17 protein-coding genes are annotated in these 25,310 nt (G+C 73.8%); 5 read left to right on the top strand and 12 right to left on the bottom strand.

What is annotated here, in order from left to right; all coding sequences use genetic code 11:
- Positions 1–18 precede the first annotated feature (18 nt).
- The 4 genes from ACTVZO_RS29620 to eccD form a co-directional block, all read right to left on the bottom strand.
- Positions 19–1,398 (bottom strand): M16 family metallopeptidase, encoded by a 1,380-nt coding sequence (locus ACTVZO_RS29620; protein WP_443301226.1) that lies wholly within the window; start codon positions 1,396–1,398, stop codon positions 19–21.
- Positions 1,395–3,617: a polyribonucleotide nucleotidyltransferase gene (locus tag ACTVZO_RS29615; protein WP_443303304.1), complete on the bottom strand. Its 2,223-nt coding sequence runs from the start codon at positions 3,615–3,617 to the stop codon at positions 1,395–1,397. Before ACTVZO_RS29615 ends, ACTVZO_RS29620 begins: the two co-directional genes overlap by 4 nt.
- A gap of 303 nt (positions 3,618–3,920) precedes the next feature.
- Positions 3,921–4,208: a 30S ribosomal protein S15 gene (rpsO, locus tag ACTVZO_RS29610; protein ID WP_031143997.1), complete on the bottom strand. Its 288-nt coding sequence runs from the start codon at positions 4,206–4,208 to the stop codon at positions 3,921–3,923.
- A 182-nt stretch (positions 4,209–4,390) separates the two neighbouring features.
- The gene (eccD, locus tag ACTVZO_RS29605) at positions 4,391–5,896 is read right to left on the bottom strand and encodes a type VII secretion integral membrane protein EccD (protein WP_443301225.1); all 1,506 of its coding nucleotides are present in this window, start codon (positions 5,894–5,896) and stop codon (positions 4,391–4,393) included.
- Positions 5,897–6,093: 197 nt separating this feature from the next.
- On the opposite strand from eccD, the gene eccCa reads away from it, so the two are divergent.
- Positions 6,094–10,047: a type VII secretion protein EccCa gene (eccCa, locus tag ACTVZO_RS29600; protein WP_443301224.1), complete on the top strand. Its 3,954-nt coding sequence runs from the start codon at positions 6,094–6,096 to the stop codon at positions 10,045–10,047.
- Between the two features lie 76 nt (positions 10,048–10,123).
- Positions 10,124–10,369: a DUF397 domain-containing protein gene (locus ACTVZO_RS29595; RefSeq protein WP_351288755.1), complete on the top strand. Its 246-nt coding sequence runs from the start codon at positions 10,124–10,126 to the stop codon at positions 10,367–10,369.
- 127 nt (positions 10,370–10,496) lie between these two features.
- Here ACTVZO_RS29595 and ACTVZO_RS29590 read toward each other — a convergent pair whose 3' ends face one another.
- From ACTVZO_RS29590 to eccB, 4 genes are all read right to left on the bottom strand, one after another.
- Positions 10,497–10,805: a WXG100 family type VII secretion target gene (locus tag ACTVZO_RS29590; protein ID WP_443301223.1), complete on the bottom strand. Its 309-nt coding sequence runs from the start codon at positions 10,803–10,805 to the stop codon at positions 10,497–10,499.
- A 43-nt stretch (positions 10,806–10,848) separates the two neighbouring features.
- A complete protein-coding gene (locus ACTVZO_RS29585; protein ID WP_384219800.1) occupies positions 10,849–11,196 on the bottom strand; it encodes a WXG100 family type VII secretion target in 348 nt (115 codons plus the stop codon).
- Between the two features lie 214 nt (positions 11,197–11,410).
- The gene (gene mycP / locus ACTVZO_RS29580; RefSeq protein WP_443301222.1) at positions 11,411–12,652 is read right to left on the bottom strand and encodes a type VII secretion-associated serine protease mycosin; all 1,242 of its coding nucleotides are present in this window, start codon (positions 12,650–12,652) and stop codon (positions 11,411–11,413) included.
- An 11-nt stretch (positions 12,653–12,663) separates the two neighbouring features.
- Positions 12,664–14,271 carry a type VII secretion protein EccB gene (eccB, locus tag ACTVZO_RS29575; RefSeq protein ID WP_443301221.1) on the bottom strand — a complete coding sequence of 536 codons (1,608 nt, stop codon included), beginning with the start codon at positions 14,269–14,271 and terminating at the stop codon, positions 12,664–12,666.
- A 238-nt stretch (positions 14,272–14,509) separates the two neighbouring features.
- On the opposite strand from eccB, the gene eccE reads away from it, so the two are divergent.
- The 3 genes from eccE to ACTVZO_RS29560 all read left to right on the top strand — a co-directional run bounded on the left by eccE (position 14,510) and on the right by ACTVZO_RS29560 (position 18,811).
- Positions 14,510–15,784, top strand: a complete 1,275-nt coding sequence (eccE, locus tag ACTVZO_RS29570; protein ID WP_443301220.1) for a type VII secretion protein EccE — start codon at positions 14,510–14,512, stop codon at positions 15,782–15,784.
- Complete coding sequence (locus ACTVZO_RS29565) at positions 15,781–16,479, top strand: hypothetical protein (protein ID WP_443301219.1); 699 nt, start codon at positions 15,781–15,783, stop codon at positions 16,477–16,479. The genes eccE and ACTVZO_RS29565 overlap by 4 nt, the downstream gene beginning before the upstream one ends.
- A 112-nt stretch (positions 16,480–16,591) precedes the next feature.
- On the top strand, positions 16,592–18,811 hold the full coding sequence (locus ACTVZO_RS29560; RefSeq protein WP_443301218.1) for an SCO5717 family growth-regulating ATPase: 2,220 nt from the start codon (positions 16,592–16,594) through the stop codon (positions 18,809–18,811).
- A gap of 82 nt (positions 18,812–18,893) precedes the next feature.
- Here ACTVZO_RS29560 and ACTVZO_RS29555 read toward each other — a convergent pair whose 3' ends face one another.
- From ACTVZO_RS29555 to rbfA, 4 genes are all read right to left on the bottom strand, one after another.
- Positions 18,894–19,850 (bottom strand): bifunctional riboflavin kinase/FAD synthetase, encoded by a 957-nt coding sequence (locus ACTVZO_RS29555; protein ID WP_443301217.1) that lies wholly within the window; start codon positions 19,848–19,850, stop codon positions 18,894–18,896.
- 135 nt (positions 19,851–19,985) lie between these two features.
- Positions 19,986–23,663, bottom strand: coding sequence for a serine protease (locus ACTVZO_RS29550; RefSeq protein ID WP_443301216.1), 3,678 nt, complete (start codon positions 23,661–23,663; stop codon positions 19,986–19,988).
- 250 nt (positions 23,664–23,913) lie between these two features.
- On the bottom strand, positions 23,914–24,819 hold the full coding sequence (truB, locus tag ACTVZO_RS29545) for a tRNA pseudouridine(55) synthase TruB (RefSeq protein ID WP_443301215.1): 906 nt from the start codon (positions 24,817–24,819) through the stop codon (positions 23,914–23,916).
- Positions 24,819–25,274 (bottom strand): 30S ribosome-binding factor RbfA, encoded by a 456-nt coding sequence (gene rbfA / locus ACTVZO_RS29540; RefSeq protein ID WP_443301214.1) that lies wholly within the window; start codon positions 25,272–25,274, stop codon positions 24,819–24,821. Before rbfA ends, truB begins: the two co-directional genes overlap by 1 nt.
- Between the last annotated feature and the right edge of the window lie 36 nt (positions 25,275–25,310).

The raw sequence follows: 25,310 nt of genomic DNA, 5'->3' as shown, positions 1-25,310 counted from the left end.
CCTTACGTGCGTACGGGACTAGGCGACCGCTTCGTCGAGACGGGCCGCCTGCTTCTCCTTCAGCGGGCCGATCGCCGCGAGCGAGGGCCGCTGGGCCAGTACATCCTGTGCGACCGAGCGGACGTCGTCCGGGGTCACGGAGGCGATCCGGGCCAGCATGTCGTCGACCGACATCTGGTCGCCCCAGCACAGCTCGCTCTTGCCGATGCGGTTCATGATCGCGCCGGTGTCCTCCAGCCCGAGGACTGTCGACCCGGAGAGCTGGCCGATGGCCCGCCTGATCTCCTCGTCGGTCAGTCCGTCGGTGGCGACCTTGTCGAGCTCGTCGCGGCAGATCCGGAGCACGTCGTGGACCTGGTTGGGGCGGCAGCCCGCGTAGACCCCGAAGAGGCCGGTGTCGGCGAAGCCCGAGGTGTACGAGTACACGCTGTAGGCCAGGCCGCGCTTCTCGCGGACCTCCTGGAAGAGGCGGGAGGACATGCCGCCGCCCAGCGCGGTGTTCAGCACGCCCAGCGCCCAGCGGCGCTCGTCGGTGCGGGCCAGGCCGGGCATGCCGAGGACCACGTGGGCCTGCTCGGTCTTGCGGTTCACCAGCTCGACGCGGCCGGAGGTGCGGATGCGCCGGGTGCCGGTGCGCGGGCCGATCGGCTCGGCGTCGGTGCGGGTCAGCGCGCCGGCCTTCTCGAAGGCGGCGCGGACCTGGCGTACGACCTTGTTGTGGTCGACGTTGCCGGCGGCGGCCACCACGAGGTGGGTCGGGTCGTAGTGCTTCTTGTAGAAGCGGCGGATCCGGTCGGCGCCCAGGGCGTTGATCGTGTCGACGGTGCCGAGGACGGGCCGGCCCAGAGGGGTGTCCCCGTACATGGTCTGCGCGAACAGGTCGTGGACCATGTCGCCCGGGTCGTCCTCGGTCATCGCGATCTCTTCGAGGATGACCCCGCGCTCGGCGTCGACGTCCTCCTCGCGGATCAGCGAGCCGGTGAGCATGTCGCAGACCACGTCGATGGCCAGCGGCAGGTCGGTGTCGAGCACCCGGGCGTAGTAGCAGGTGTACTCCTTCGCCGTGAAGGCGTTCATCTCGCCGCCGACCGCGTCGATCGCGGAGGAGATGTCGAGGGCGCTGCGCTTGGCGGTGCCCTTGAAGAGGAGGTGCTCCAGGTAGTGCGTGGCGCCGTTCAGCGTGGGCGTCTCGTCACGGGAGCCGACGTGCGCCCAGATGCCGAAGGTGGCGGAGCGGACGGAGGGCAGCGTCTCGGTGACGATGCGCAGTCCGCCGGGCAGGACGGTGCGCCGGACGGTGCCGATGCCGTTCTGCCCCTTGAGAAGGGTTTGGGTACGGGCGACGGCCCGCCCCTCCGAGGAGGGGCGGGCCGTCACACGGGAACTACGCGACATCACTTGTCGGAGTCGTCCTTGTCAGCCTCGTCGCCGGCGGCCTCGCCGTCGATCACGGGGATCAGGGAGAGCTTGCCGCGCTGGTCGATCTCGGCGATCTCGACCTGGACCTTGGAGCCGACCGCGAGCACGTCCTCGACGTTCTCCACGCGCTTGCCACCGGCGAGCTTGCGGATCTGCGAGATGTGCAGCAGGCCGTCCTTGCCCGGGAGCAGGGAGACGAAGGCACCGAAGGTGGTGGTCTTGACGACCGTACCCAGGTAGCGCTCGCCGACCTCCGGCATGGTCGGGTTGGCGATCGAGTTGATCGTGGCGCGGGCGGCCTCGGCGGCCGGGCCGTCGGAGGCACCGATGTAGATGGTGCCGTCGTCCTCGATCGTGATCTCGGCGCCGGTGTCCTCCTGGATCTGGTTGATCATCTTGCCCTTGGGGCCGATGACCTCACCGATCTTGTCCACCGGGATCTTGACGGTGATGATCCGCGGGGCGAACGGGGACATGGCGTCCGGGGTGTCGATCGCTTCCATCATCACGTCGAGGATGTGGAGGCGGGCGTCGCGGGCCTGCTTGAGGGCCGCGGCCAGGACGGAGGCCGGGATGCCGTCCAGCTTGGTGTCCAGCTGGAGCGCGGTGACGAACTCCTTGGTGCCGGCGACCTTGAAGTCCATGTCGCCGAAGGCGTCCTCCGCACCGAGGATGTCGGTGAGGGCGACGTAGTGCGTCTTGCCGTCGATCTCCTGGGAGATCAGGCCCATGGCGATGCCGGCGACGGGGGCCTTGAGGGGCACACCGGCGTTCAGCAGCGACATGGTGGAGGCGCAGACCGAGCCCATGGACGTCGAACCGTTGGAGCCGAGGGCCTCGGACACCTGGCGGATCGCGTACGGGAACTCCTCGCGGGTCGGGAGGACCGGCACGATGGCGCGCTCGGCGAGCGCGCCGTGGCCGATCTCGCGGCGCTTGGGCGAGCCCACGCGGCCGGTCTCACCGACGGAGTACGGCGGGAAGTTGTAGTTGTGCATGTAGCGCTTGCGGGTCACCGGGGAGAGGGTGTCCAGCTGCTGCTCCATGCGGAGCATGTTGAGGGTGGTGACGCCCAGGATCTGGGTCTCGCCACGCTCGAACAGCGCCGAGCCGTGCACGCGCGGGATGGCCTCGACCTCGGCGGCGAGGGTACGGATGTCCGTGATCCCGCGGCCGTCGATGCGGACCTTGTCCTTGATGACGCGCTCGCGCACCAGGGCCTTGGTCAGGCTGCGGTAGGCGGCGGAGATCTCCTTCTCGCGGCCCTCGAAGGCCGGGAGGAGCTTCTCGGCGGCGATCTCCTTGACGCGGTCCAGCTCGGCCTCGCGGTCCTGCTTGCCCGCGATGGTCAGCGCCTGGGCGAGGTCGCCCTTGACGGCGGCCGCGAGGGCCTCGTACACGTCGTCCTGGTAGTCCAGGAAGACCGGGAACTCGCCCTCGGGCTTGGCAGCCTTGGCGGCCAGGTCAGCCTGGGCCTTGCAGAGGACCCTGATGAACGGCTTCGCGGCGTCGAGACCGGCGGCGACGACCTCCTCGGTCGGCGCCTCGGCGCCGCCCTTGACGAGGGCGATGGTCTTCTCGGTGGCCTCGGCCTCGACCATCATGATCGCGACGTCGCCGTCCTCGAGGGTGCGGCCCGCGACGACCATGTCGAAGACGGCGTCCTCGAGCTCGGTGTGCGTCGGGAACGCCACCCACTGGCCGCGGATCAGCGCGACGCGGACGCCGCCGATCGGGCCGGAGAAGGGCAGGCCGGCCAGCTGGGTGGACGCGGACGCGGCGTTGATCGCGATGACGTCGTACAGGTGGTCCGGGTTGAGCGCCATGACGGTGGCGACGACCTGGATCTCGTTGCGCAGGCCCTTCTTGAAGGACGGGCGCAGCGGGCGGTCGATCAGGCGGCAGGTGAGGATCGCGTCCTCGGAGGGCCGGCCCTCGCGGCGGAAGAAGGAGCCGGGGATCTTGCCGGCCGCGTACTGGCGCTCCTCGACGTCCACCGTCAGGGGGAAGAAGTCGAGCTGGTCCTTGGGCTTCTTCGACGCGGTGGTGGCGGAAAGCACCATCGTGTCGTCGTCCAGGTAGGCAACGGCGGAGCCGGCGGCCTGGCGGGCCAGACGGCCCGTCTCGAAGCGGATGGTGCGGGTGCCGAAGGAACCGTTGTCAATGACGGCCTCGGCGTAGTGGGTCTCGTTCTCCACTAGCGTTTTCTCCATTTTCGTCGTCTCCGTCCGCCGCCCGTGTGGCGGTGGACGGTGCGGAGAAGCGCGCCTTGGGTGCGGGCCGGTCTTCGATCGAAGCACCCGGTTCTGTGCCCGTGGGGCATTCCGGGTGCCACTACCGAGGACCGGCGGCGTAGGGAGGGCGCTCCTCCTCTTCAGTCGTGCGCGTCTGACTCAGACGCGCACGTGCGTCCTTTCCAGACTACAAAGGGTCCGGTCCGGTCCGCACGTACAGCAAAGGGAGCGGCCCCCGGATGTGGGAACCGCTCCCTTCACAGCGCTTTACTTGGCGCCGGCCGCACCGCGGCGGATGCCGAGGCGCTCGACCAGCGTACGGAAGCGCTGGATGTCCTTCTTGGCCAGGTACTGCAGCAGGCGGCGACGCTGGCCGACCAGGATCAGCAGACCACGACGGGAGTGGTGGTCGTGCTTGTGCGTCTTGAGGTGCTCGGTCAGGTCCGAGATTCGGCGGGACAGCATCGCGACCTGGACCTCGGGAGAGCCGGTGTCGCCCTCCTTGGCACCGAACTCGCTGATGATCTGCTTCTTCGTAGCGGCGTCGAGCGGCACGCTTACTCCTCGTGTAGGTCTTCAGTGCCACCGAGTGCCCCAGGTCGAATTCTCTGGGGATCTTCCGTAACTCGGGAGGCGGGGTCCGCTGAGCGCAGTCCACAGACCCTCTGTCGGGGATCCGGGGGACGCGTACACAAACGGCCGTCACACAGCGTACCAGGCTGCCGGGTCGCGGCGTCTCAGCTGGTGAGAGCGCGGGCCCGGGAGTAGACGTCCAGCACGGCCAGGGCCAGCGGGACCAGGCTGAGCAGGACCGCCGCCTCGGTGAGGTCGAGCAGCCTTCCCCAGAAGGGTGACAGGCCCTTGCTGGGGATGACAAGCGCAATTCCCGCGAGGAGGGCCGCGCCGGCGGCGACGGCGGCGGTCAGCCAGATGGTGCGGAGCTCCAGGCCGCTGTGGTCCTGCTTCACGGCCAGGGCCTGGACGAGGTCGGCCGGGGGGTTCAGGGCCAGGCCCAGGATCAGCAGGGCGACGGCGAGGAGTCCGGCGGCCAGGACGCACACCACCTGGGAGGTGTAGCGGAAGAGGCGGGCGCGCAGCAGCATGGCGAGGCCCGCGGCGAGGGCGAGCAGCCGGCCCCAGGTGTTGTCGGAGAAGCCGAGGACGGCGGCGGCTCCCACGACGACGGCGGCGCAGCCGCCGACCAGGCCGAGCAGCATCTCGTGGCCGCGGCGGGCCTGGGCGGCGATCTGCTCGGCGTCGAGGGAGGCGCCCGGGTCGTGCTGGTCGGAGCCGGGCCGGTCACCGTACGGCTCGGTCTCGTAGCGGTCCGGGGTCTCGTACACCTCGGTGGCGCTGCGCGGGGCGGCGTAGCCGATGGGCAGGCGGGCGAAGCGGGCGGAGAGGCCGGGGAGGAAGGCGACGAGGCCGATGGCGACCGGTGCGACGGCGCCGGCCGTGGCGGTCGCGGAGGCCTCGGTGGCGATGGCCGTGAAGGTGGCCAGGGTGCCGGTGGCGGCGACGAAGGTGGCCGCGACGAAGGGGGCGTCTCCGCTGGGGGTGAGGGCGACCAGGGCCACGGAGGCGACGAGGACGCAGACGCAGCCGAGCAGGAACTGGAGCCGGCCGGGGCCCTGGCCGGCGGCGGGGGCGATGATCCCGGAGCCGGCGATCAGCAGGTGCGGCAGGGCGCTGAGGCCGAGCGCGACGGCGGAACCCCGGTCGCGGTAGACGCGGGCGCGGACGCCGGCCACGGCGGTGAGCAGGACGCCGACGGCGGCCGCGATGATCCCGGGCAGGCCGTGCATGTCGTGGCGCAGCGGGTCGGCGTACCAGAGGACGAAGCCGAGCATGACGAGCAGCAGTGCGGCTCCGGCCAGGCCCGCGCCGCGCAGCATGTCGTCGCTCCAGCGGTGCCGGTCGCGGACGACGGCGGAGGCGACGGCGTCGGAGACGTCGTCGAAGACGGCGGGCGGCAGGGACTCGGCGAAGGGGCGCAGGCTGAGCACCTCGCCGTCGAGGACCTGCTGGGCGGCGAGGGTGCGGGCGCCGTCGAGGACGGTGCCGGAGCGGCGTACGAGGTGGAAGCCGGTGGGGGCGCCGACGGGCTGGGTCTGGCCGGTGAGCCGCAGGAGTTCGGGGTAGACGTCGGCGACGGCGATGTCCTCGGGGAGGGCGACGTCGATCCGGCTGTCCGGGGCCACGACGGTGACCCTGCAGAAGCCCGTCGCCTCGGCCGTACTCACCTGTGTGACCCCCCTTGTCGCCGCCCGCGGCGGCGGGCGATTCGCGGATGCGCATACTGCGCGCGTCACCCTACCGGGCGCTTGCCCGACTGTCGGCAAGTAGGATCACCGACGCGTGGAGGAGACTCCCCTGCCCGCCCGGGACTTGGGGGCGCCGGATGCGGTGTCCCGTCCGTTTTCGAGGGATTGATGCTCCGGTGAGCCAGATCGTCGTCAAGCGTCCGCCGCGGTCCCTGCCGCCCGAAGTGCCTTCGGACGAGCTGCGGCTGGAGGCACCGCCGGAGCTTCCCCGGGGGCAGCAGGAGGGCATGCTGATGCAGCTCCTGCCGATGCTCGGCATGGGTTCCTCCGCCGTGTTCTTCTTCATGCCGGGTGCGGCGCCGTTCATGCGCATCATGGGCGTGCTGATGCTCACGTCGACGGTGGCGATGGTCGTGGCGCAGCTGGTGCGCCATCGCCGGGGTACGCAGGGGCAAATGGCCGATGTGCGCCGGGACTACCTCAAATACCTTGCGCAGACGCGCCGTCAGGTACGCCGGACCGCGCGGGCGCAGCGCGACGCGCAGCTGTACCTGCACCCGGCTCCGGACCAGTTGTGGTCGGTGGTGGCCGAGGGTTCGCGGCTGTGGGAGCGGCGGGCCGGGGACGCGGACTTCGGGCAGGCGCGGCTCGGGCTGGGCGCGCAGCGGCTGTCGACCCCGCTGGTGGCGCCGGACACGGCCCCGGTGGACGAGCTGGAGCCGTTGACGGCGGGCGCGATGCAGCGCTTCCTGAAGGTGCACTCCTCGCTGGACGGGCTGCCGATGGCGGTGTCGATCCGGGCGTTCTACCACGTGACCGTGTCGGGTGAGGCGGAGTCGGCCCGGGGTACGGCGCGGGCGCTCGTGGCGCAACTGGCGACGCTGCACTCCCCCGAGGACCTGGTGGTGGCCGTGGTGGCCGCGCCGGGTGCGGTGCCGTCGTGGGACTGGACGAAGTGGCTGCCGCACGCGCAGGTTCCGGGGCAGGTGGACGGGGCCGGTACGAAGCGCCTGTTCGGCGACGACCTCGGTGAGCTGGAGGCGTTGCTGGCGCCCCGGCTGGAGGGGCGTCCGCGGTTCAGCCGGGAAGTGTCGCCGGTGCTGGACCAGCCGCATCTGGTGGTGGTCCTCGATGGCGGGATGGTGCCGCCCGATTCGGTGTTCGCGGCGGCCGAGGGGTTGCAGGGCGTCACGATCGTCGAAGTGGTCGCGGGCGAGCTGGACGAGCCCCGGGGCGGGCTGTCGGTCGTGGTGCGGCCGGGCCGGCTGCGCCTGGAGTCGGGTGCGGGCGTCGCGTACGAGGGCACGCCGGACACCCTGTCGCTGCCCGCGGCGGAGGCGCTGGCCCGTCAGCTGGCGCCGCTGCGCACGGGCGGCGGGGACGACGACGAACCGCTGCTGGCCAACCTGGACTTCACGGACCTGCTGAACCTGGGCGACGCGGGCGCGGTCGACGTGGCCCGCACCTGGCGTCCGCGGTCGGCCGGTGAGCGGCTGCGGGTGCCGATCGGGGTCGGCGAGGACGGCGCCGCGGTGATGCTGGACCTCAAGGAGGCCGCTCAGGAGGGCATGGGGCCGCACGGGCTGTGCGTGGGCGCGACGGGTTCCGGCAAGTCGGAGCTGCTGCGCACCCTGGTGCTGGGGCTCGCGGTCACGCACACCTCGGAGACGCTGAACTTCGTCCTCGCGGACTTCAAGGGCGGTGCGACCTTCACCGGGATGGGGCAGATGCCGCACGTGGCGGCCGTCATCACCAACCTGGCGGACGACCTCACCCTCGTGGACCGGATGGGCGACTCGATCCGCGGTGAGCTCCAGCGCCGTCAGGAGCTGCTGCGCGCGGCGGGCAACTACGCGAACATCCACGACTACGAGAAGGCGCGCGCGGCGGGCGCCCCACTGGAGCCGCTGGCCTCGCTGGTGCTGGTGATCGACGAGTTCAGCGAACTGCTGACGGCGAAGCCCGACTTCATCGACATGTTCATCCAGATCGGCCGGATCGGGCGCTCGCTGGGCGTGCACCTGCTGCTGGCCTCGCAGCGGCTGGAGGAGGGCAAGCTGCGCGGGCTGGACACGTACCTCTCGTACCGGATCGGTCTGCGGACCTTCTCGGCGGCGGAGTCGCGGACGGCGATCGGGGTGCCGGACGCCTACCACCTGCCGTCGGTGCCCGGTTCGGGCTATCTGAAGTTCGGTACGGACGAGATGACCCGCTTCAAGGCGGCGTACGTCTCGGGGACCTACCGTTCGGGCGGGCCGGACCTGTCGGTGGGCCTGTTCCCGGTGGAGCGGCGGCCCGCGCTGTTCACGGCGGCTCCGGTGCCGGTGGTGTACGCGGCCCCTGACCCGGCGTACCTGGCGGCGCGGTCGGCGCGGGAGGACGACGCGCTCGCCGACACGGTGCTGGACGTGATCGTGGGCCGGCTCGAGGGGCAGGGGGTGCCGGCGCACCAGGTGTGGCTGCCGCCGCTGGACCAGGCCCCGCCGCTGGACCAGTTGCTGCCGGCGCTGGCGCCGAGCACGGAGCGCGGGCTGCACGCGGACGGGTACACGCGGCCGGGCGGGCTGGTCGTGCCCCTCGGTCTCATCGACAAGCCCTTCGAGCAGCGGCGCGAGGTGCTGTACCGGGACTTCTCGGGTGCGGCGGGCCACATGATGGTGGTCGGCGGTCCGCAGTCGGGCAAGTCCACGCTGATGCGGACGCTGATCTCCTCGTTCGCGCTCACGCACACCCCGCGCGAAGTGCAGTTCTACGGGCTGGACTTCGGTGGTGGCAGCCTGTCGGCGGTCGCCGAGCTGCCGCACGTGGGCGGGATCGCCTCGCGGCTGGACCCGGAGCGGGTGCGGCGCACGGTCGCGGAGGTGGGGGGCATCCTCAACCGGCGCGAGGAGTTCTTCCGGTCGAACGGCATCGACTCGATCGGCACCTACCGGCGCCGTCGGGCCGCCGGCGAGCTGCCCGGCGAGCCGTGGGGCGACGTGTTCCTGGTCGTCGACGGCTGGGGCGGTTTCCGCGGCGAGTACGAGGGCCTGGAGCAGGTGGTCACGGACATCGCGGCCCGCGGTCTGGGCTACGGCATCCACGTGGTGATCACCGCGACGCGGTACATGGAGGTGCGCTCGGCGCACAAGGACCAGATGCTGAGCAGGCTGGAGCTGCGGCTCGGCGACGTCATGGACTCGGAGTTCGACCGGAAGGTCGCGGCGAACGTGCCCGCCGGGATGCCGGGCCGCGGTCAGGTGCCGGAGAAACTGCACTTCCTGGGCGCGCTGCCGAGGACCGACGGTTCGCACGATCCGTCGGACCTGTCGGAGGCCACGGCCGCCTTCGTGGACGCGGTCAAGCGGCACTGGCCGGGGGCCGCGGCGCCCGGGGTGCGGCTGCTGCCGCGGCTGCTGCACGCCGACCAGCTGCCCCGGGGCGGGGAGCACCCCGGCCGCGGGATCGCGATCGGCATCGACGAGACGGACCTGGAGCCGGTGTTCGTCGACTTCGACTCCGACCCCTTCCTGCTGGTGTTCGGCGAGAGCGAGTCGGGCAAGACGAACCTGCTGCGGCTCATCGCCCGGCAGATCTCGGAGCGCTACGCGCCGGAGCAGGCGCGCCTGGTGGTGGGCGACTACCGGCGCGGCCTGCTCGGGGCGCTGCCGGAGGCGCACCTGCTGGAGTACGCGCCGATGGCGAGCTCGCTGCAGATGCACATGGAGGCGCTGGGCGGGGTGTTCGCGCGGCGGCAGCCGCCGGACGACGTCACTCCGCAGCAGCTGCGCGACCGCAGCTGGTGGACGGGGCCGGACGTGTTCATCATCATCGACGACTTCGACCTGGTGGCGACGAGCCAGGGCAATCCGCTGGCGCCGCTGGTCGAGTTCCTGCCCTTCGCCCGGGACACGGGCGTGCGCTTCATCATCGCGCGGAGCTCGGCGGGTGCCTCGCGGTCGCTGTACGAGCCGTTCATGCAGCGGATCAAGGAGCTGGGCGCGCAGGGCGTGGTCCTGTCCGGTGATCCGTCCGAGGGAGATCTGATCGGCAACGTGCGGCCGCGTCCGATGCCGCCGGGCCGGGCGTACTTCGCCTCGCGCAAGCGGGGCACCTCGCTCGTGCAGCTGGGGCGGATGCCGGGGATGTGAGCAAACCCGTCCTGCCGGGCGGCGCAGGGCCGATAATCGGCGGTGAAGACCGCGCCACCGAGGGGAAAGGCCGCACATGGGCACCCAGCAGGAGAAGGACGAGCTGTACGCGCTCGACATCAGCGGCGTGGAGTGGGAGGGCCCGCCCGGGACCAGCCCCGACGAGGAGCGGGTCGAGATCGCCCGGCTGCCCGAGGGCGCGGTGGCCATGCGGTCCTCGCTGGACCGGGAGACCGTGCTGCGGTACACCGCGGCCGAGTGGGAGGCCTTCGTGCTCGGGGCCCGCGACGGGGAGTTCGACCTGGACCGCCACCGGCCCTGAGGGCCGGGACGGCGGTGACCACGCCGAAGGGGCGCGCCCGGTGCGGGCGCGCCCCTTCGGCGCGTACGGGGTGCGGGTTCCCGCGGACTCCCGAGGGCTCCCGCGGACCTCCGCGGACTTCCGCGGCTCAGTAGGCCTCGGTGAACAGGCGCGAGGCCTTCACGTCGGTGGCGCGGTAGTCGCCCTTGCCCTGTTCGATGAGCTTGGCGACCGTCTCCAGCTTCTTCTGCATCTCGTCGGCGATGCGCTTGTACTTGGTCTGGAGGATCACGTACTCGCGGTGCGCCTCACCGTCCCAGGTGTCGGTGACCACCTTCACGGCCTGCTCCATCTCGGCCAGGTCCTTGATGATGTTGTTCGAGACGACGCGGATGCGGTCCGCCATTTGCTGGACGGTCTCGTACCGTACCCGGGTGTTGCCGTCGTTGCCCGACATGCTCTTCTCCTTCGCGCGCTGATGGTGTGGGGAACGACGCCGGTCAGACGTTGTCGAGGCCGGAGCGGCCGCCCGTGCCGCCGCCGGAGGGGGCCACGGCGCGGAACGCGGCGCGCACGTCCTCGTCCTGGGCGTTGCTCAGGTTCTTGGTCTGCGACACGGCGTTGTGCAGCACCCCGAGCAGGCGGCGGATCTCGTCGTGCTCGACGTTCAGGTCCGACTGGGCCTTCGCGAATCCGGCGGCGCCGACACCGGTCCAGCCGGCGCTCACGGTGGCGATGATGTCGGCCAGCTCGCGGGCCTGGCGGGTGACGGCGTTGGCCGTCTCGGAGATCCTGTTGGCCGCCTTGACGACCGGATCGTCCGCCAGTCCGAAGGTGTTCGTGCTCATCCGAAGCTCCTCACTTCTCAATTCGCCGGCAGGACCGGCGGATTGCGCGGCGGAGCGGACGTTCCCGGCGCGGTTGCGGAGTCACGCGCCCCGGACATCCCCCTCCGCTCCACGCGATCCCCCGATCACATTCGTGAAGCCTGCCGTCACTCTAGTCAGTTCAGCCTCACGGCCCAACACCACTGGGTTGCTTCCGTAGATGAACTGTGACCGTTCACTGCAAACGGCGCCGGCGGCCCCGGGCATCCCGGATGACGGTCGCCGTCCCCGCGATGGCGGCGATGACGACGGCGCCGATGCCGAGAGCGTACGTGCCGAACCGCTCCTCCCGCTCCTGGGCCGTCTCGGTGAGCCGGAGCTCGGCCGCCTCCGGGGCGGCCGCCGGGGGCGGGCCGGGATCGGGGACGGGCGGCTTCGGGGGCTCGCGGTCCTGGCTGAGCGCCCGCACCGGGTCGACGACGCCCCAGCCGACGTAGTCGTCCCGGCCCTTGACGGTGCGTTCGGCGGTGTTCTGGATCTGCCAGACGATCTGCTGCGGCGACCAGTCCCCGTGCTTGGCGCGCAGCAGGGCGGCGACGCCGGCGACGTACGGGGCGGAGAAGCTGGTGCCGTTGTCGATGCACTGGCCGAATCCGGGCACGGTGGAGACCATGTCGACGCCGGGCGCCGCCACCCCGATGAAGTCGCCGGGCTGGGAGAACGCGGCCCGTTCGTTGTTGCGGTCGGAGGCGCCCACCGCGAGCACGCCGGGGAACGCCGCCGGGTAGGTCTTGCGCTTCTCGCCGCTCAGGCCGTCGTTGCCCGCCGAGGCGATCACCACCGCCTTGGCGTCGATGGCCTTCTGCACCGACTTGCCCAGTTCGGAGTCGGCGGTCAGCGGGACGTCGGTGTCCTGGGAGATGTTGATGACCTGGGCGCCCTTGGCCACCGCGTGGTCGATCGCCTGGCTCAGGGACAGGGCGTTGCCCTTGCCCTGCCCGTCGTTCTGCCGGATCGGGATGATCGTGGCGTCCGGGGCCAGGCCCACGAAGCCGGTGCCCTCCTGGGGGCGGGCCGCGATCAGCCCGGCGACCTTGGTGCCGTGGCCGACGGTGTCGGTGGTGCCGTCGCCCTTGGGGTCGATCAGGTCCTTGCCGGCGGCGACGTCGAGGGCGCCGCTCAGCTGGGGGTTCGCCCGGTCCACACCGGTGTCGATGACGGCGACGCGGACGCCGGCGCCGTTCTTGTCCTTGCCCTTGGTGTGCGCCCACAGCTCGTCGAGGAGGAGCCGCTGCAGGGCCCAGGGCCGGTCCTCGATCTGCTTCTTCATGGGGAAGGTGCACTCGCCGGCACCGGCGGGGCGCAGGGCGTACGCGGCCTCGGGTGCGGCGGCGGCTGCGGGGGCGGCAGCGCAGACCCCGGCGAGGGCGAGGGCGGCGGCGAGCGCGGCGCGCCGCCGCGGCGGGAGCTGGATCATCGGCGGCTTCCTCACGAACCCTGCGGCTGGCGGGCGGAGTTGGTGTCGAGCCGGGGCCCCTTGGAGAGGAACTCCGACCAGGCGATGGGCACCATGGCCGGGGTGACGCCCGCGTAGCCGAGCCGGATCTGCGCCTGGCTGGGCTCGGGGGCGCCGGGGGCCGCGCCCGTACCGCCCTTCGCCTGCCGGTCGGGGGCGCCGATCCCCGACTGCTCGGCGTCGCTGTCGCCGTTGGCCTGTACGGCGTACCGCAGGCCCGTGTCGGTGACCAGGAAGAGGGAGCCGCCGGCGGTGGTCTGCTTGCCCTGGACCTGCGTGTAGAGCAGTCCCGAGCCCGGGGTGACGTACGCGCTGGTGCCGCTGGCGGTGATGTCGACGGGGAATCCGGTGCCCGCCCAGGTGCTCAGGGTCTGGTTGCCCTGGCCGTCGACCGCGCGCAGGACGTTGCAGACGGTGTCGCGGCCGCCGGGGCCGCCGGGGCCGGCGCTCTGGGCCCAGGCGGCCCCGGCGGCCGGTGCGCTCTGGTTGACGCGCTCCGCCTTCCTCCGCGGCCAGGTGTGGTCACCGCCGAACGGGGCGGGGTCCGGGCTGAGCGCCTGGAGGTCGACCTCGCGCGCCTTGCCGTGCATGTTGAGGCCGTCGGTCTCGGGCGCGGAGATCAGCAGCCAGGCCACGAACTCGGAGACCGGCGCGACCTTCCCGGGCAGGACCACGTAGTGCTGGGTGCCCGAGCCGGTCTGGGCCATGAGCACCATGCCGACCTTGTTGTCGGCGGTGGCCAGGCCCTTGACGTCGGCGTTGGCCCCGGCCTTGCCGGGCAGCTGCGGGAAGGACAGGTCGTCGCCGGAGCCGAGGGTCGCCAGCCACTGCTCGGTGACGGGCTGCGGGGTGGCGCCCGTACCGACCAGGGCGTTGGTCATGGTGCCCGCGGCCGGGGTGCCCTCGGGGAACTTGTACTTCTTGCCCGCCGCGTCGACCAGGTAGCGCTCCTTGCCCGCGCCGGTGCTCTGCACGTACAGGCCCTGGGTGTCGGTGAGCCTGCGCTGGTCGTCCGTCAGGTGCGTCTCGCGGTCGGCGAGCACGAACGTGGCGCTCTGCACCCCGCGGCCGTTGCCGCCGGGCTGCTGGCAGACGGCCCAGCGCTTGGCCTTCGCCGCGTCCTCCTTGGCGGGCAGCCGGTCGGGGGCGTACGGGATGCCGATGATGGGACCGCGCGGCGGCCTGCCTGCGTCCAGGACCTTGTCGTCGACCTGGACCACCTTGAACTTCGAGGGATCCAGCAGCAGTCGGGCCGAGGCGAGGTTCAGCACGGGGTGCAGTCGGGTCTGGTCCTTGCCGTTCACCTTCGTCGTCAGGACCACGTACCGGGTCGTCGACTGCTTGCCGACGATGACCTGGGTCCCGGCGTCCGCCCAGCCCTTGGGGGCGGTGGGCTTGAACATGCCCCAGGCGCCGAAGCCGGCGAGGACCACCGCGGCGACGATCACGCCCGGGACGACCGCGCGCAGCGGGCGCGGAGCGCCCTCCTCGGTGCCCGTCGCGGACGGCTGGAGGAACGCGGCCACCGTGCGCCGCTTCGCGAAGGTGTACGCGTTGAGCTCATCACGTCGTGATGCCATGACCGCCTGATTCTCCCCGCACCGCCCGGTCGGTGGGTACGGTCCCCGGGCCTCGCTTGTCGGACCGGGCACCTACTATGCCTCTTGACCGACGGTATGCAGGGGCCGGGTAGGGTGCGGTTGCCGCTCGGAGCCCTCCACACCGGGGCAATCAGGGCTTGTTGGGGTGGGCGGCCCAGGGGGACCGATCCTGGGGGCACCTCCCGGCGGCAGCCGGGGGAGAAAGGGGAAGTGCGCCATGGCCACGGCGACGCAGCCGCAGACCGGCGCGGCCGCACCCGCCCGCGGCGGGGTGACTCCGCATCCGAAGTCGAGCCCCGGGCGCTTCGGCCCGTTCCGATTGCAACAGCTCGTCCTGCTCCAGGTGGCCGCCGCCGTGCTGCTGGTGGCCTGGGTGGTCGAACCGGTGCTGCTGGTTCCCGCCGGAGTGCCCGCCCTGGTCCTGGTGATGCTGGCCGTCGTACGCCGCCACCAGCGCTCCCTGCCCGAGTGGATCGGCGGCGCGCTCGCCCTGCGCGCGCGGCGCCGCCGGGCCGCCTCCCTGACCGTGCCGGCCGGCACGGAGCCCGGTCTGGCCCCGCTCGTCGAGGCCGATCCGGCGCTGCGCACCCTGACGTTCGGCGACCGCGACCGGCGGCCGGTCGGCATGGTCGGCGACGGCACGTTCCTGACCGCGGTCCTCCAGGTGGACACGGAGACCACCGCGCTGCGGCCGGACCGGGGGGCGCGGCCGCTGCCGCTGGCCCTCGTACGGGACATCCTCGAAGTGGACGGGATCCGGCTGGAGTCCGCGCAGTTGGTGCAGCACACCCAGCCCGCCCCCGCCCCGCACCTGCCCGCCCAGTCGATGGCCACGCGCAACTACGCGCCGCTGCAGGCCCGGACCGGCACCCCGGCGGTCCGGCTCACCTGGATCGCGCTCAAGCTCGACCCGGAGCTGTGCCCCGAGGCGGTCACCGCGCGCGGCGGCGGGCTGGCGGGTGCGCAGCGGTGCGTGGTGCGGGCGGCCGACCAGCTGGCGAGCCGGCTGACCGGGGCCGGGTTCAAGGCGACCGTGCTGACCGAGCAGGAGCTCACTGCGGCCCTGGCCACCTCCTCGTGCGCGAACCCGATGGCCATCACCCAGGCGGGGCGGTCGGCCGGCACGGGACGGCGTACGGAGGAGACCCCGCGGACCTGGCGCTGCGACGACCGGCGGCACACCACGTACTGGATAGGCCGGTGGCCGCAGCTGGGCGGCGCGGGGGCGGCGGCGCTGCCGCAGTTCGTGGCGCTGCTGACCTCGCTGCCCGCGCTCGCGACGAACTTCAGCCTGACGATGGCCCCGGCGGAGCGCCAGGGCGTGACGCTGACCGGACACGTCCGGGTGACGGGACGCAGCGACGAGGAACTGGTCTCGGCCCGACGGGAGTTGGAGAGGACGGCGCGGGGTGTGAAGACCGGGCTGGTCCGGCTCGACCGGGAACAGGTGCCGGGGCTGCTGGCCTCGCTGCCGCTGGGGGGTGCGCGATGAGGGGCGGTTTCGGGCTGGTCGGCCCGCGGCGGGAGCGCCATGTGGTGCCCGCCGTGGACCTCTACCTGCTCTCGCTGCCCGTCGGGGACGACGGGGTCGTCATCGGCGTGGACGCCGAGGGCCGGCCCGCCGTGCTCGGCGTCAACCGCCCGACCCCGTACGAGGTGACGCTGATCGGCGGCCTGTGGACGGCGCAGGTGCTGGCGCTGCGCGCGGCGGCCACCGGTGCGCGGGTCGCGGTGGAGACCGGGCGCGGGCACGTGTGGTCCGGGCTGGCCCAGGCAGCGGGGGGCGGGCAGCAGTGCGTGACGCTGCACGACGTGGGCCGGGTGCCCCCGCAGGGCGCGTCGGCGGGCAGTCCGGTGCTCGTCATCCGGGACTGCGGGATGCGGCCGCCGCGCGGACGCGTGGTGGCCGGGCCCTGGCAGTCGGTGCTGACGCTGCTGCCGTATCTGAGCCCGACGGCGCCGCGGTTGCTCCAGCAGTCGTCGCTGGTGGGCGTGCAGCGGGTGTCGCCGGACGAGGCGGAGCAGATCGGCCGGCTGATGGGCCTGCCGCGGCCCGCGGTGGATTCCCTGCCCACGCTGGGCGACGGGGTGACGCTGTGGTGCACGCCACGGGACCGCCAGTTCGTGATGACGCAGGGGACGGAAGCGGAGACGGGCCTGTTCGGCGCGGCCCGTCGCATCGACTGAGCACGGGCGGGGCAGACGGGGGCGGACACCGGTACCGGGCCGCGATTAGGCTGAGCGTGGGCGCGGCGCGGAGCTGGGCGCCGGACCAGTGTTCGACAGACCAGGAGGACCAGTGAGCGGCGATCGGAACGAGAGGCGCGGCGGGACGTGGGACGTCCCGACGGACGATCAGTCCGACGCGGAGCCCGAGCTGACGGGCGAGTTCACCATCGACTACACCCCGCCGGCCTGGTACACGCAGGGCGCGGCTCCGGCCCCGCGGGTACCGGGACTGCCCGAGGGCAGCGGCTTCGAGCCCCACCGCCCGTCGGACGTGGCCTCGCCCCCGACGATGCGGATGGCGCCGCCGGCCCCGCGGCCCCCGTCGGACGACTCGGGCCTGCCCGCGCCGTCGCCCGCGCCGGGCCCGGCCGAGCCCCTGTCTGCGGCTCCCGTCCCGGCCCCGGCCCCGGCCGATGCGGGTCCGGCCGACGCCGTGCCGCCCTTCCCGGCTCAGCCCCCGGCCCCGGCCGGGGCCCCGGCGTTCCCTCCGGCCGACGCCCCCGCTCCCCCGGCGGAATCGCCCGCCCGGATCGAAGCACCGGCCTACCGGGCCGAGGCGCCCGCACCGACCGCGCCCCCGGCACCGCCGGAAACCCCGGCCCGGATCGAGGCCCCCGCCTACCCGGCTCCCGCGGCCCCGGCCGCCGAGGCCGGGGCGCCGATGCCCGCCCCGGTCGATGCCCCGGCGCCGCCGGAGGTACCGGCCCGGATCGAGGCACCGGCCTACCCCGCTCCGGCGTTCCCGCCGGCCGAGCCGCACGCCCCGGCCGCGCCTCCGGCGTACCCGGCGGCGGCGCCCGCCGGCGTGCCCGCACCGGCCGTGGCCGACGCGGTACCCGCCGTGCCAGCCGTGGAACAGGCTGTGCCGGTCAGCCCTACGGAGGTACCGCACGCCGGCGCGGAGAACCCGTTCGGGGGATCCGGTGCCCAACCGCAGCCGCCGCAGCCCGCGTTCGCGGCCCCGGACGACTACGCGTTCCCCCCGCCGACCCCGGCCCCGACCCCGGCCCCGGCCCCGGGCCCGCAGTACGACCCGCGCTCCGGCGCCCAGTGGCCCGCCGGACCACAGCAACACCAGCCGCAGCCGCAGCCCCCGCAGTCGCACGATCCCCGGTACTCCCACCAGGGCTCCGCCGCAGGCGGCGGGGCGCCGCTCGGCTACACGGCCGCCGTCGAGCTGTCCTCGGACCGCCTGCTCCGCAACAAGCAGAAGCCCAAGAGCACCAACGGCGGCGGCGGCGCGGGCGGCCGGTTCCGCTTCGGCGGCAAGGCGGCCGAAGCGGAGCGCCAGCGCAAGCTGGAGCTGATCCGCACGCCGGTCATGTCCTGCTACCGCATCGCCGTCATCAGCCTCAAGGGCGGGGTCGGCAAGACCACGACGACCACCGCCCTCGGCGCCACCCTCGCCACCGAGCGCCAGGACAAGATCCTGGCCATCGACGCGAACCCCGACGCCGGCACCCTCGGCCGCCGCGTGCGCCGCGAGACCGGGGCCACCATCCGGGACCTGGTCCAGGCGATCCCGTACCTGAACTCGTACATGGACATCCGCCGGTTCACCTCGCAGGCGCCCTCCGGTCTGGAGATCATCGCCAACGACGTGGACCCGGCCGTCTCGACGACGTTCAACGACGAGGACTACCGCCGCGTCATCGAGACCCTGGGCCGCCAGTACCCGATCATCCTCACCGACTCGGGCACCGGCCTGCTCTACTCCGCCATGCGCGGGGTCCTGGACCTGGCCGACCAGCTCATCATCATCTCGACCCCGTCCGTGGACGGCGCGAGCAGTGCCAGCACCACCCTCGACTGGCTCTCCGCCCACGGGTACGCCGATCTGGTCTCGCGCTCCCTCACCGTCATCTCGGGGGTCCGCGAGACCGCCAAGATGATCAAGATCGAGGACATCGTGCAGCACTTCGAGACCCGCTGCCGCGGCGTCGTCGTGGTGCCCTTCGACGAGCACCTCGCGGCCGGCGCCGAGGTCGATCTCGACATGATGCGGCCCAAGACCCGCGAGGCCTACTTCAACCTCTCCGCCCTCGTGGCCGAGGACTTCCTGCGGGCCCAGCAGCAGGCCCCGCAGGGCCACTGGGGCGCCCCGCACCAGCAGCAGCCCCAGCCGCAGCCTCCGTACGGCCAGCCCCAGGGCCAGCCGCCGTACCAGCAGCCGCAGCCTCCGCAGCAGCCGTACGCCCAGCCCTACCCGCAGCCCGGCCAGCCCTGGCAGCAGCCCCCGGCCCCGCCGCAGCAGCCCCAGCAGCCGCCGCGGGACCCGCGCCTGGGCTGACCGCCCGACAGCGGCAAGGGCCCGTACCGCTCCCGGAACCGGGGCGGTACGGGCCCTTGCCCGTCAGTCCGCGGGTGAGCCGTCAGCGCGGCGCGTCGTACGCGTCCGTCAGCACCCGCGCCCGCTTCACGTCGTCCGCGATCGCCTCCAGCAGTCCGTCCAGCGACTCGAACCTGGCCATCCCGCGCACGTACGCGAGGAAGTCCACGGCGACGTGCTGCCCGTACAGGTCCAGCCCGATCCGGTCGATCGCGTACGCCTCCACCGTCCGCTCGGTGGCGTCGAACTGCACGTTGGTGCCCACCGAGATCGCCGCGGGCATCCGCTCGCCGTCGGCCGTCAGCCAGCCCGCGTACACCCCGTCCGCCGGGATCGCCGTGTGCGGCGCCGTCTCGACGTTCGCCGTCGGGTAGCCGAGCTCGCGCCCGCGCTGCGCACCGCGCACCACCACGCCCTCGACCCGGTGCGGACGTCCGAGGATCTCGGCCGCGCCGTCCATGTCGCCCTCCGCCACCAGCCTGCGGGCCAGCGTGGAGGAGAACGGCACTCCACCGCCCGCCTCGCCGCGCTCGACCAGGTCCACGACCTCGACCTCGTAGTCGTAGGTGCCGCCCAGCTCGCGCAGGAAGTCCACGTTCCCCGCCGCCCGGTGCCCGAAGCGGAAGTTGGGGCCCTCGATGACGGCCCGCGCGTGCAGCTTGTCGACGAGCACCTTCACGATGAAGTCGGCCGGGGACAGCTTCGAGAACTCCGCCGTGAACGGCAGGATCAGCAGCGCGTCCACGCCCAGCCCGGCCATCAGTTCGGCGCGCCGGTCGTAGGGGGCCAGGATCGGCGGGTGGCTGCCGGGGCGGACGACCTCGCTCGGGTGCGGGCTGAAGGTGACGACGACGGACGGGACGCCGAGCTCGCGCGCCTTGGCCACGGCCCGCCCGATGATCAGCTGATGACCGCGGTGCACACCGTCGTAGGAGCCGATGGTGACGACGCTGCGTCCCCAGTCCTGGGGGATGTCCTCCAAGCCACGCCAGCGCTGCACTGTGACCGCTCCTCGCCCGAACCTGTGTAGGCCTTGTACCGATTGCCGATTGCAGGTCTAAGACTGCCATGCCGGTGCCCGGGGCCCCGCATCGGCGTCGGCCGGGACGGCAGCCCGCGCCCCCGGGGCCCCGCCTCAGGTCACGTCCGGAGCGGCCCTGCTCAGGGTCTCCACGGTCCGCCGCGCGCTCGGGCCCAGCAGGGCCGACGCCTCCGTCCCCGCCTGCGCCAGCCAGCGCGCCACGAGCACCCCGAAGGCCGGCTCGGACCGGGCCAGCTCCACCGTCCGGCGCTCGAACACCGCGGGCCCGCCGGAGGCCCCGAGCAGCTGCCGCCCGGTGCGCCGCAGCAGCTCCCGCGTGCGGTTCTCCGGGCGCGCGGCGGCCCCCGCGGCGACCGCGCCCAGGAAGGCGTCGAGCACCCGCGGGTCGGTCTCCTTGCGCAGCAGTACGTCGGCCAGCTCGCCCCGCAGCGCGTGCGAGGGCTCCCCGCCCGGCGCGGCCAGTACGCGGGCCAGCTCGGCCCGCACCTCCGCCGGGGCGGACCGCAGCAGGTCCAGGACCAGCGGGCGCAGCACGGGGCCGGCGGCCGGGCCCTGCTCCAGGCGCCGGTCGACGAAGGCGGCGGCGTGCGGGGCGTCCTCGGGACGGCGCGCGAGGTGCTCGCGTACGAGGTCCCCCGCGCGCCGGGCCAGCCCGGGCGTGGTCAGCGCGGCCAGGGCCCGCACCACCTCCCCGTCGGCCCGGGCCCGCAGGGCGTCGAACACCGCGTCCGGGTCGGGCAGTACGGGCAGCGCCGCGACCAGCGCCGCCGCGGGCAGCCGGGCGCCGTGCTCGGGGGCGCGGAAGCAGGCGAGGGCGTCGGGCAGGTAGCGGCCGCGCACCTGCGGGTCGCGCAGCAGCGTCGCGAGGGCGCTGCCGTGCAGGGCGCCATCGGCGGGGCGGGCGAGCAGGGCCTGGGCGGCGTAGCGCAGCAGCTCGCGGTCGGCGGGGGTGCGCACGTGCGCGGCGGTGGCGAGGCCGTACGCGGCGGCGGCGACCCGCCGCCCGGGCCGTTCGTCGTGGGCCCAGCGGTCCACGGCCCGGCACATCGCGGAGGGCTCCTCCTCGGCGAGCACGGAGAGCAGTTCGTCGGCGCGGGGGTGCGCGGCGGTGACGAGGGCCTCGGTGAGGTCGTCCACGGCGAGCCGGCGGTGGGTGTGCAGCAGGGCCTGGGCGGCGGTCGCGACGGTGGCTCCGGGCCGTCCGCGCAGCCGCCGCCCGTCGGAGAACCAAGCGCAGAGCAGGGGCTGCGCGAGCCGGGGGTCCCGGGCGAGCCGGCGGGCGGCGGCGTCGAGGTAGCGGTCGCCGGGGACGGCCTCGGCGGGGTCCGCGGGCAGCAGCCGGCGCAGGAGGTCGAGGCGGTCGGGCTCGGGCAGCCGCAGCCGGTTCCAGAACCGGCCGCCGAACTCCCCGGGGCCGGCGCGGGCCACGTGCTCGGCGAGGGCGTGCAGGACCGGCAGGTGGGGGCGGGCGTCCGGCTCCCGCAGCAGGGTTTCGCGCAACAGCCGTGCGGCCCACCAGATCCGGTCGGGGCCGGCCGCGCCCGGCCCGTCCTCGGCGAGGGTGTTGAGGCGGTGGACCAGGCGTTCGAGCTCGCCCCGCAGGCTCTCGGCCGGCAGTCTGCCCAGGGCCTCCAGGACGGGGCCGATCCGGTGCCGGGGCACGGGGAGGCCCGAGGCCGCGGGCCGGTGGACGAGGGCGGCCAGGGCGGTCGGGACGTCCAGGTGGAAGGCCTGGATCCAGTCGGACAGCTCCTCGTGGGCGAAGCGGTACCCGGGTCCGGCGGGGACCAGCAGGCGCTCGGTGAGTACGGCGGAGGCCCAGCCGGTGCGCCAGGGGAACAGTTCCTCGAAGTCGGTCCGGGCGAGGGCTCCCTGGCCCGGTCCCAGACAGCGCCGGGCGGCCTCGTGGATCCGGCCGGCCACCCGCGCGGCGAGCCGTCGTACCCCGGGGCCGTGCACCCGGGCGCCCGCGGCGTGGTCTGCGGCGATGCGGACCGCGGCGCGCAGGCACAGCAGGTCCAGGTGGGCGGCGAAGACCTCGTCGCGGCCGGGGCGGCCGGCCGTGACCCCGGCGGCGCGGATCCCGGCGAGCAGGCGCAGGGTGAGCGGGTGGCGGGCGTCGGCGTTCCGGACGGCGCCGTCGGGGATGCCGAGGCGGGCCCGGGCGGTCTCGGCCTCGGCGGCGGTGAGGTCGCCGAGCGGGACGGCGGGCGGCATCCGCCGGGCCGGGCGGGCGGGGGCGTGGAGCACCTCGGGCGGGCAGAGGGCGCCGGCCCGCTCCCAGTGCTCGGGCCGGGCGGCGACGGCCAGCCGGGCACCCGTCGCACGCAGCCATCCGGCGGTGGCCCCGGTCCAGGAGTCCAGGCGGTGCGCGAGCTCCGGCGGCATCTCCTCCGGGGCGTCGAGCACGACGAGCAGGGCCCGCCCGGCCTCCCCGGCGACCCGCGCCGCCCGGTCGGCGTCGGCGGGAACCGCGGGGACGACCGGGACGGCTCCGGCTTCGTCCGCGCCGAGGCCCGCGGGCACGTCCTCCCCGGCCGGTGCGGGCCCCGCGGCCCTCGGGGCCGGCACCGGCACCGGCCGGACGGACGGCCCGGCCACGGCGGCCGACGCGAGCGGCGCACTCCACGCGGACGGCCCGGACACCCCGGCCGACGCGGGCTCCCCGACCCACCCGGCCCACCCGGCCGCCCCCGCCGCCCCGGACGCAGCCGACCCGGACGGCACCGGCCACGTGGGCGGCCCGACGGGCCCGACGGGCGCGGCAGGCGCGGCCTCGCCGACCGGGATGCCCGCCCGGCCCGTGGCGGTGACGATCCGGGCCGCGGCGGCCAGGGCCCGGGTCACCGCGTCGGCCAGCGACGTGTCCGCCGCCGTCAGGTCGGCGCCGCGCAGCCACAGCGTCGGAGCGGGGCGGGGCCCGCCGGCCCGGCGTACGGCCAGGGCCGCGAGCGCGGTGGTGCGGCCGGTGCCCGGTTCGCCGACCAGGCCGAGGACGAGGCGGTCGCCCGCCGTGAAGGCCTCGAGTTCGGCCGCGGTCCCGGGCCGCTCCACGGGTTCGAAGCCGGGCTCGGCCCCGGACGGGGGGAAGGCGGCGCCGACCGTGGTCCCGGTCAGCTCCAGGACTCCGGCGAGGTTCAGGTCCGGCCCGTACGCGGGCACGGTCGCGGCGTTGCGTTCCAGCAGGGCCGCCAGCGGGCCGGCCGGGTCGGCGACGGCCGCCGCGCGCAGGGCGACCGCGAAGCCGCCGGAGCGGTGCTCCGCCCGCAGAGCGGTGCCCAGGACGGCGAGCACCGCTCCCGTCCCGGCGTCGAGGACCGGGCCTCCGCAGGCTTCCCCGCCCTGGCTCAGCGCGTCCCGCCCGTCCGTCCCGATCGCCAGCTCCATCGCGGCGCACGCGGGCACGGCATGCGGCCCGCCCGCCGCCGGGTAGGTGACCTCGGCGCCCCCGAGCACGCGCGCCTGCCGCCATCCCCGCGCGGGCAGCCGTACGTACGTCCCCGGGGCGATGGCCTCGCGCACCGCCACCGGCAGCGGCCGCACCCCGAGCCCGTCGGTCCGGACCAGCGCGAGGGCGAGTTCCGGCAGGGCAGTCACGTCACCGGCCTCGGCCAGCCAGGTCCGTCCGGCCGGGCCCGGTGCGCGCAGCACCACCCGGCTCAGCCCGTCGACCGCCTCGTGGCTGGTGACCACCGTCCCGCGGTCGTCGGCGACGAATCCGCTGCCGCGCGCCCGACCGGCGAGATCGCAGATTGTGACGAGCTCCGTCATGGCCGCACCACTCCCCCGCAACGCCCCGTGTCCACGACGGTAGGCAGGTGAAGATCAGCGGGAAAAGCACGTGAGGCGAACGCGCCCCCATTCGCTCCCTCCATTCACTCCGAGCGCCTGCTCGGACGGGTGAATAACGGGGTCCGGGTGGATAGATACCTGCCCGAGGGGGGTCGTGGAGCGGTGAGCGCCGCTGGTTGCGCGCTCACCGCTCCACGTCAACGAACGGAGCTGCGGCGGGTCAGACGGGTCAGACGAAGACCGCGAGGGACTTGGCCTTGCCGCCCTTGCTCTCCACGAGTCCGAGCAGCGTCCCGTCCGGTCCGAAGACCGCCACGGTCCGGCCGGCCTCGTAGGCGTCGGGCATCTCGATCCGCACGCCGTTGGCGAGCAGCGAGGCGCGCCGGGCGTCGAGGTCCCAGCGCGGGAAGGCCGCGGCCGCCGCCTCGCCGATCGGCATGACGGTCAGCTCCTCCTGGAGCTGGTCCAGGGTGCGCGCCCGGTCGAGCTTGTACGGGCCCACCCGGGTGCGCCGCAGCGCGGTCAGGTGCCCGCCGACGCCGAGGTCGGCGCCCAGGTCACGGGCCAGCGCCCGGATGTACGTACCGCTGGAGCACACGACGGAGACGACGAGGTCGACGACCTTGGTGCCGTCCTCGGCCTCCGCCTCGCGCATGTCGTAGACCTGGAACGAGGAGATGGTCACCGGACGGGCCGGGATCTCGAAGTCCTCGCCGTCGCGGGCGCGCTTGTAGGAGCGCACGCCCTTGATCTTGATGGCGCTGACCTTGGACGGGACCTGCATGATCTCGCCGGACAGCTTGGCGATGCCCGCGTCCACGGCGTCCCGGGTGACCCCGGTGGCGTCCGTGGAGCCGGTGATCTCGCCTTCGGCGTCGTCCGTCAGGGTGTTCTGGCCCAGGCGGATCGTGCCGAGGTACTCCTTCTCCGTGAGCGCGAGGTGGCCGAGGAGCTTGGTGGCCTTCTCGACGCCCAGGACCAGCACGCCCGTCGCCATCGGGTCGAGCGTGCCTGCGTGGCCGACGCGGCGGGTCTTGGCGATCCCGCGCATCTTGGCGACCACGTCGTGCGAAGTGAAGCCGGACGGCTTGTCGACGATGACCAAGCCGTCCGGAGTCCCTGCGTTGCTGCTCATTACGCGGTTGCGTCCTCGTCGGAGTCGTCGTCTTCGCCCGGCTTCTTGTACGGGTCGGCGTCGCCGGCGTACTTCGCGCCGGAGGACACCTCGCGCACCTGGGCGTCGGAGGTCCGCGCCTTCTCCAGGAGGTCCTCGATGGTCTTGGCGTTCTCTGGGAGGGCGTCCGCGACGAAGGTCAGGGTGGGCGTGAACTTGGTGCCCGCCGCCTGGCCGACCGCGGAGCGCAGTACGCCCTTGGCGCTCTCCAGGCCCGCTGCCGCGCTGGCCCGGTCCTCGTCGTCCCCGTAGACCGTGTAGAAGACCGTGGCCTCCCGCAGGTCGCCGGTGACGCGGGTGTCCGTGATGGTCACGTGCGTACCGAGGCGGGGGTCCTTGACACCGCGCTGCAGCTTCTGCGCCACCACCTCCCGGATGAGGTCCGCCAGCTTCTTCGCCCGCGCATTGTCGGCCACTGGTCCGTCTCCTTCTTCTGTCTTGCAGACAAGCTA

The sequence above is a fragment of the Streptomyces sp. IBSNAI002 genome, assembly GCF_052244475.1.
In the GTDB taxonomy this organism is placed as follows: domain Bacteria; phylum Actinomycetota; class Actinomycetes; order Streptomycetales; family Streptomycetaceae; genus Streptomyces.
Note: the sequence above shows the minus strand (reverse complement) of the source record. Positions and strands in the feature narration are given on the sequence as shown.

What these genes read in the sequence shown, in the direction of transcription:
- ACTVZO_RS29595 (WP_351288755.1), top strand. Translation starts at nt 10,124, where the DNA reads ATGGGCACCCAGCAGGAGAAGGACGAGCTGTACGCGCTCGACATCAGC.
- ACTVZO_RS29590 (WP_443301223.1), bottom strand. Translation starts at nt 10,805, where the DNA reads ATGTCGGGCAACGACGGCAACACCCGGGTACGGTACGAGACCGTCCAG.
- ACTVZO_RS29585 (WP_384219800.1), bottom strand. Translation starts at nt 11,196, where the DNA reads ATGAGCACGAACACCTTCGGACTGGCGGACGATCCGGTCGTCAAGGCG.
- mycP (WP_443301222.1), bottom strand. Translation starts at nt 12,652, where the DNA reads ATGATCCAGCTCCCGCCGCGGCGGCGCGCCGCGCTCGCCGCCGCCCTC.
- eccB (WP_443301221.1), bottom strand. Translation starts at nt 14,271, where the DNA reads ATGGCATCACGACGTGATGAGCTCAACGCGTACACCTTCGCGAAGCGG.
- eccE (WP_443301220.1), top strand. Translation starts at nt 14,510, where the DNA reads ATGGCCACGGCGACGCAGCCGCAGACCGGCGCGGCCGCACCCGCCCGC.
- ACTVZO_RS29565 (WP_443301219.1), top strand. Translation starts at nt 15,781, where the DNA reads ATGAGGGGCGGTTTCGGGCTGGTCGGCCCGCGGCGGGAGCGCCATGTG.
- ACTVZO_RS29550 (WP_443301216.1), bottom strand. Translation starts at nt 23,663, where the DNA reads ATGACGGAGCTCGTCACAATCTGCGATCTCGCCGGTCGGGCGCGCGGC.
- truB (WP_443301215.1), bottom strand. Translation starts at nt 24,819, where the DNA reads ATGAGCAGCAACGCAGGGACTCCGGACGGCTTGGTCATCGTCGACAAG.